The 6,452-nt window shown below is 44.7% G+C and carries 7 protein-coding genes and 1 pseudogene; all 8 read left to right on the top strand.

The window, feature by feature from the left end:
- Positions 1-108: pseudogene (locus QLG00_RS05275) on the top strand (hypothetical protein); the annotation flags it as partial.
- 12 nt (positions 109-120) lie between these two features.
- The gene (locus QLG00_RS05270) at positions 121-1,476 is read left to right on the top strand and encodes a 3-carboxy-cis,cis-muconate cycloisomerase (RefSeq protein WP_076032423.1); all 1,356 of its coding nucleotides are present in this window, start codon (positions 121-123) and stop codon (positions 1,474-1,476) included.
- Between the two features lie 17 nt (positions 1,477-1,493).
- Positions 1,494-2,273: a 3-oxoadipate enol-lactonase gene (pcaD, locus tag QLG00_RS05265; protein WP_040053989.1), complete on the top strand. Its 780-nt coding sequence runs from the start codon at positions 1,494-1,496 to the stop codon at positions 2,271-2,273.
- A gap of 39 nt (positions 2,274-2,312) precedes the next feature.
- Positions 2,313-3,668, top strand: a complete 1,356-nt coding sequence (locus QLG00_RS05260; RefSeq protein ID WP_151747026.1) for an MFS transporter — start codon at positions 2,313-2,315, stop codon at positions 3,666-3,668.
- A 15-nt stretch (positions 3,669-3,683) separates the two neighbouring features.
- On the top strand, positions 3,684-4,088 hold the full coding sequence (gene pcaC, locus QLG00_RS05255) for a 4-carboxymuconolactone decarboxylase (protein ID WP_004937808.1): 405 nt from the start codon (positions 3,684-3,686) through the stop codon (positions 4,086-4,088).
- Positions 4,089-4,117: 29 nt separating this feature from the next.
- On the top strand, positions 4,118-4,843 hold the full coding sequence (gene pcaH / locus QLG00_RS05250; RefSeq protein WP_004937806.1) for a protocatechuate 3,4-dioxygenase subunit beta: 726 nt from the start codon (positions 4,118-4,120) through the stop codon (positions 4,841-4,843).
- Positions 4,844-4,860: 17 nt separating this feature from the next.
- A complete protein-coding gene (gene pcaG / locus QLG00_RS05245) occupies positions 4,861-5,490 on the top strand; it encodes a protocatechuate 3,4-dioxygenase subunit alpha (protein ID WP_282470617.1) in 630 nt (209 codons plus the stop codon).
- 70 nt (positions 5,491-5,560) lie between these two features.
- A complete protein-coding gene (aroD, locus tag QLG00_RS05240; RefSeq protein WP_025094435.1) occupies positions 5,561-6,436 on the top strand; it encodes a type I 3-dehydroquinate dehydratase in 876 nt (291 codons plus the stop codon).
- The last annotated feature ends 16 nt before the right edge of the window (positions 6,437-6,452 follow it).

Genomic DNA, 6,452 nt, shown 5'->3' with positions numbered 1-6,452 from the left:
ACGACGGCTTTAAACCAGCTTGAACAGTCGGGCGGTAAGTATGCGCTGTGTTCGATGTGTATCGGCGTGGGTCAGGGGATTGCACTCATTATTGAGCGGATTGCTTAAACGGAGATCATGATGAGCCAGTTATATGCTTCTCTTTTTTATCAACAAGACGTAACTGAAATTTTCAGTGATCGTGCGTTGGTCAAATATATGATTGAGACAGAGGTTGCACTGGCGCAAGCGCAAGCAGCAGTTGGGGTAATTCCCCAGTCTGCTGCCGATATCATTACGTTTGCCACTCAAGATGCGGTTGAAAAAATTGATTTTCAAAGTTTAGCAATTGCGACAGGTTTGGCAGGAAATATCGCAATTCCTTTTGTCAAACAACTGACTTCAATTGTGAAGCAAGTCGATGAAGAAGCATCGCGTTATGTGCATTGGGGTGCGACTAGTCAAGATATTCTAGACACAGCATGTGTACTGCAATCGCGTGATGCACTTGTTATTGTAGAACTGCTTTTAAATCAGTGCTATCAGGCTGCTTTACAACAAGCGCAACGATATCGCCATCAGGTGATGATGGGGCGCACATGGTTACAGCAAGCTTTACCGATCACCTTGGGACATAAGCTTGCGCGTTGGGCTTCTGCGTTTAAGCGCGATTTAGACCGCTTACAACTTATGAAGTCACGTGTGTTGACTGCACAATTAGGTGGCGCAGTTGGCTCGCTGGCATCTTTGCAAAATCAGGGAACCTCCGTTACACAAGCATTTGCAAAAACCTTAAATCTGACACATGCCGCATGTACATGGCATGGCGAAAGAGATCGTATTGTCGAAATTGCAAGTGTACTCGGCTTGATTACGGGTAACACAGGCAAGATGGCGCGCGACTGGTCACTGATGATGCAAACAGAAGTTGCAGAAGTATTTGAACCGACAGCCCAAGGGCGTGGCGGATCTTCAACCATGCCACATAAGCGTAATCCGGTTGCTGCGGCGTCGGTATTGGCTGCGGCCAATCGTGTTCCTGCGTTAATGTCGAGCATGTATCAAAGCATGGTGCAAGAGCATGAACGTAGCTTGGGTAGCTGGCATGCTGAATGGCTTGCCTTACCGGAAATCTTTCAACTCACCGCGGGTGCTCTAGAGCGTACTTTAGATGTCTTGAAAGGTATGGATGTCAATGCAGAAAACATGCGCGCCAATATCGAGTGTACACAAGGCTTAATCATGGCTGAAGCAGTCATGATGGCGTTGGCACCGCATCTGGGACGTCTAAATGCACATCACGTGGTGGAAGCAGCTTGTAAAAAAGCCGTTGCTGAACACAAACATTTAAAAGACATCATGGCAGAGACTGCGGAAGTCACTGCATTGTTCGATGCAAAGCAGCTTGAGGCAATATTCAAACCAGAATCTTACCTCGGCAATATTCAAGATCAGATTGATGCTGTTTTGCAAGAAGCAAAAGGAGAGGCAAAGTGAGCAATATTCATATCACTATGATTAACAATCGTCAGGGCCAACCGCTTGCGGTACAGGTTCAGGGGCCACAAGATGCTCCCGCGATTGTGTTTTCGAACTCGCTTGGTACCGACAATACCATGTGGATGCCACAAATCGAAGCGCTCAAAGCCGATTTTAAAATTGTAACTTACGATACACGTGGACACGGCCAAAGTGCTGTTATTGATCAAACCGAATTGCAGCATCTGGGTGAAGATGTCATTGATATTTTGGATGCCTTAAATATTGATCAAGCCCACTTTTGTGGTATTTCAATGGGCGGTATGACGGCACTTTGGTTAGGTATTCATCGCCCTGAACGTTTTTATAGCATCACGGTTGCCAATTCTGCTGCAAAAATCTGGACAGCAGAAGGCTGGAATGCACGCGCTGCTTCCGTAGAAGCAACGGGTTTGAGTGATTTGGTCAGTACCACACATACTCGCTGGTTTAGCGAAAAATTTGATCATCAAGCCAGTGTGCTTGCTCAAAACACGATTCGAAGTCTAGCCAATACTCCAGCACAAGGGTATGCCAATGCCTGCCGTGCACTTGCAGGCGCAGATCTGCGTGAATCGATTGCAAAGATTTCAATTCCGACACTGATCATTGCCGGAGAAGCAGATCCGGTCACTACGGTCAGCGATGCTGAGTTTTTACATCAATATATCCAAAACAGCCAGTTGAAGACATTGGACGCTTCACATCTGTCAAATATTGAACAGCCTGAAGCATTCACGCAAGTTTTTGGCCAGTTTATTAGATCAATCGTTTAATAAACTGATTTAAAAGGATTTAGGCCTTAGGAGGCAGATATGGCGTCTCAGGATTACGCTGCACAAAAGACAAGTCTGGATGCACAGGCATTAATCAATGATGCACCACTGAGTAAGTATCAGTGGTTGATTGCGATTGTGTGTTTTTTGATTGTCTTTGTGGATGGTATAGATACCGCAGCAATGGGATTTATTGCGCCTGCGCTTGCTCAAGATTGGGGCGTGGATCGATCGCAGTTGGGTCCTGTAATGAGTGCAGCCTTGGGCGGTATGATTATTGGTGCGCTGGTTTCAGGCCCCACAGCCGATCGTTTTGGTCGCAAGATTGTGCTGTCTGTTGCGATGTTGATTTTTGGTGGTTTTACACTTGCCTGTGCATATTCCACAACATTAGACAGTTTGGTGATTTTCCGGTTTTTAACTGGGATTGGTCTGGGCGCTGCAATGCCAAACGCGACCACACTTTTTTCAGAATACTGTCCGGCACGAATTCGTTCTTTGCTCGTGACATGTATGTTTTGTGGTTACAACTTGGGCATGGCAATGGGTGGCTTTATCAGCAGCTGGTTAATTCCGGCTTATGGTTGGCACAGCCTGTTTTTGTTAGGCGGTTGGGCCCCCTTGATTTTGATGCTTGTGGTGATGGTGTTTTTACCAGAATCCTATCGTTTCCTGATTGTAAAAGGAAAAAATACCGAAAAGGTGCGTCAGATCTTAACGCGTATTGCACCCCATAAGGTTCAAGGTGTAACCGAATTCCACGTCCCTGAAGAAAAGACAGATGCTTCAAGTAAAAAAGGTGTCTTTGGCATGCTGTTTTCTGGCAAATACGCCAAAGGAACGATTTTGCTTTGGGTGACTTACTTCATGGGTCTGGTCGTAATTTATTTGTTGACCAGCTGGTTACCAACCTTGATGCGTGAAACCGGGGCATCGTTAGAGCGTGCAGCATTCTTGGGTGGATTATTTCAGTTTGGTGGTGTGCTCAGTGCGCTATTTATTGGCTGGGCGATGGACCGTTTTAATCCGAATCGAATTATTGCGGGTTTTTATTTGGCCGCCGGTATTTTTGCGGTAATTGTTGGTCAAAGTCTTTCAAATCCAACTTTACTTGCACTGTTTATCTTGTGTGCGGGTATTGCGGTAAATGGCGCGCAGTCGTCTATGCCGGTTTTAAGTGCACGGTTTTATCCAACGCAGTGCCGTGCAACTGGTGTTGCATGGATGTCGGGCATTGGCCGTTTTGGGGCCGTGTTCGGTGCATGGATTGGGGCAGTTCTGCTGGGTAATAACTGGTCGTTCACCATGATTTTAAGCATGTTGTTCATTCCTGCCGCAGCTGCCGCGATTGCAATTTTTGTTAAGTCTATCGTTGCACATACTGATGCAACTTAAGGTGAGAGTTCTCTAATGAATGATGATGATCGTTACAAACAGGGCATTGAAGTCCGTACAGCAGTCCTCGGCGAAAAACACGTCAACCGTTCGATTGAGAATCTGAACGATTTCAATGAGGACTTTCAGAATTTTATTAGTCGATTTGCTTGGGGTGAGGTGTGGTCTCGTCCGGGCTTACCTCGCCATACACGCAGTCTAGTGACAATCGCGGTTTTATTGGCGCTAGGTCGTGAAGATGAGTTGCGGATGCATTTACGTGCATGTTTCAACAATGGCGTGACCAAAGACGAGCTCAAAGAATTGATCCTGCATTGTTCACTGTATGCGGGCCTACCAGCATCAAATGCTGCCATGCATATGGCTGAACAGGTGTTTGAAGAACTTGGTATCGCACCAGAAAAACTGAACAAAAAATAATGGATCAGCAGATTTAGAGGGAGAAAAATATGTCTCATTTTAACTGGGGCGCTTACGCTCAACGCAATACAGAGGATCATCCGCCAGCCTATGCACCAGGTTATAAAACCAGTGTATTACGCTCGCCAAAAAATGCACTGATCTCGATTGCAGAAACATTGTCGGAAGTGACTGCACCACATTTTAGTGCAGATCAGTTTGGTCCAAAAGACAATGACTTAATTTTGAACTATGCCAAAGACGGTTTGCCAATTGGTGAACGTGTGATTATTCATGGTTATGTTCGTGATCAGTTTGGTCGTCCTGTAAAAAATGCCTTGGTTGAAGTCTGGCAGGCAAACGCATCGGGTCGTTATCGTCATCCGAATGACCAATATGTAGGTGCGATGGATCCAAACTTTGGTGGATGTGGACGTATGCTCACAGACAGCAATGGATATTACGTTTTTCGAACCATTAAGCCAGGTCCATATCCATGGCGTAATCGTATTAATGAATGGCGTCCGGCGCATATCCATTTTTCATTGATTGCAGACGGCTGGGCTCAGCGTTTGATTTCACAGTTTTATTTTGAAGGCGACACTTTAATTGATTCGTGTCCAATCTTAAAAACTGTGCCTTCAGATGATCAACGTCGCGCTTTGATCGCACTTGAAGACAAAAGCAACTTTATTGAAGCTGACAGCCGTTGTTATCGTTTTGACATTACGCTTCGTGGTCGTCGCGCGACTTACTTCGAAAATGACTTAACTTAATGGATGGAGTGAAAATAATGAACGGTTGGAATTTTCAAGAACTCAAAGAAACCCCATCTCAAACAGGTGGTCCTTACGTGCATATTGGCTTGCTTCCAAAACAGGCCAACATTGAAGTGTTTGAACATAACTACGGCAATATGCTGGTTCAAGATCAAACACAAGGTGAACGTATTCGCTTGGAAGGTCAGGTATTTGACGGATTAGGTTTGCCATTACGTGATGTTTTGGTTGAGATCTGGCAAGCAGATGTCAATGGTGTCTATCCAAGTGAAGCAGATACTCAAGGTAAAGCAGCAGATCCGCATTTTCATGGTTGGGGACGTACGGGTGCAGATTTTAAGACAGGTTTTTGGAGCTTCAATACCATTAAGCCTGGCGCAGTACCGGGACGTAAGGGAACAACGCAAGCCCCTCATATTTCAGTGATTCTTTTCGCTCGCGGAATCAACATTGGGTTACATACCCGTGTTTATTTTGAGGATGAAGTTGAAGCAAACGCCAAAGATCCAGTACTTAACAGTATTGAGTGGGTAACACGTCGTCAAACGCTTATCGCAAAACGTGAAGAGCGTGACGGTGAAACAGTTTATCGTTTCGATATTCGCATCCAGGGCGAAGACGAAACGGTATTCTTTGATATCTAAGATTTTTTGGGACCAAAGTTGTATGTCATGCTTGATGTGCAACTCCAATTTTTTTACAAGGGAACGTAAAATGAACAGTTCAAAAAAGTTAGTTAAGCAGTTGCTGATTAGCACGGCTTTAAGTCTCTCCCTACCTATGCTGTCTGTTACGCATGCGGCTGAAAATGCTGCGATGAACAAGGCAACATATGTTGTTAAAAATCTCAATATTGGTGATTTGCCTGTCAAGACTATTGTCCCGATTACGGCAAAAACCAAAGAGCAAGCCATTGCTCAGGCAAAAGTGATTGCAGCGAATAAAGATGCGGATATTGCTGAATTTCGTATAGATTTGCTGGAATTTGCAAGCGACACCAAACAAGTGATTGCACTTGGTCAAGAACTGAACCAGATTTTAAAAGACAAACCGTTGCTCGCAACGATTCGTACTTCAAATGAAGGTGGCAAACTCAATGTAACCGATGAACAGTATGCAAAAATTTACAGCGATTATTTAAAAAAGCCATTTATGCAGTTACTTGATATCGAAATGTTTAGAGATCAGGCAGCAGTTGAAAAGCTGACCAGCTTGGCACACAAGAAAAATGTGTTAGTGGTGATGTCTAACCATGATTTTGATAAAACCCCAAGTGAGCAGGAAATAGTAAATCGCTTACTCAAACAAGATCAAATGGGCGCAGATATCTTAAAAATTGCGGTAATGCCAAAGTCGAAGCAGGATGTCTTTACGCTAATGAATGCGACACTAAAAGTAAGTGAACAGTCGAAAAAACCGTTACTTACGATGTCGATGGGGCGCTTAGGTACGGTATCGCGTGTTTCAACCGCCAATATGGGCGGAAGTTTAAGTTTCGGTATGATCGGCGAGGCTTCGGCACCGGGTCAAATCGATGTCACTGCACTTAAACAAATCTTAAAAACAGTTCAACCAACTCAAACACCATAATCCTGACAAGGAAACT

The sequence above is a fragment of the Acinetobacter sp. V89_7 genome, assembly GCF_029967895.1.
In the GTDB taxonomy this organism is placed as follows: Bacteria; Pseudomonadota; Gammaproteobacteria; order Pseudomonadales; family Moraxellaceae; genus Acinetobacter; species Acinetobacter soli.
The sequence above is the reverse complement of the archived record's forward strand: the minus strand, read 5'-3'. Positions and strand labels throughout refer to the sequence as shown.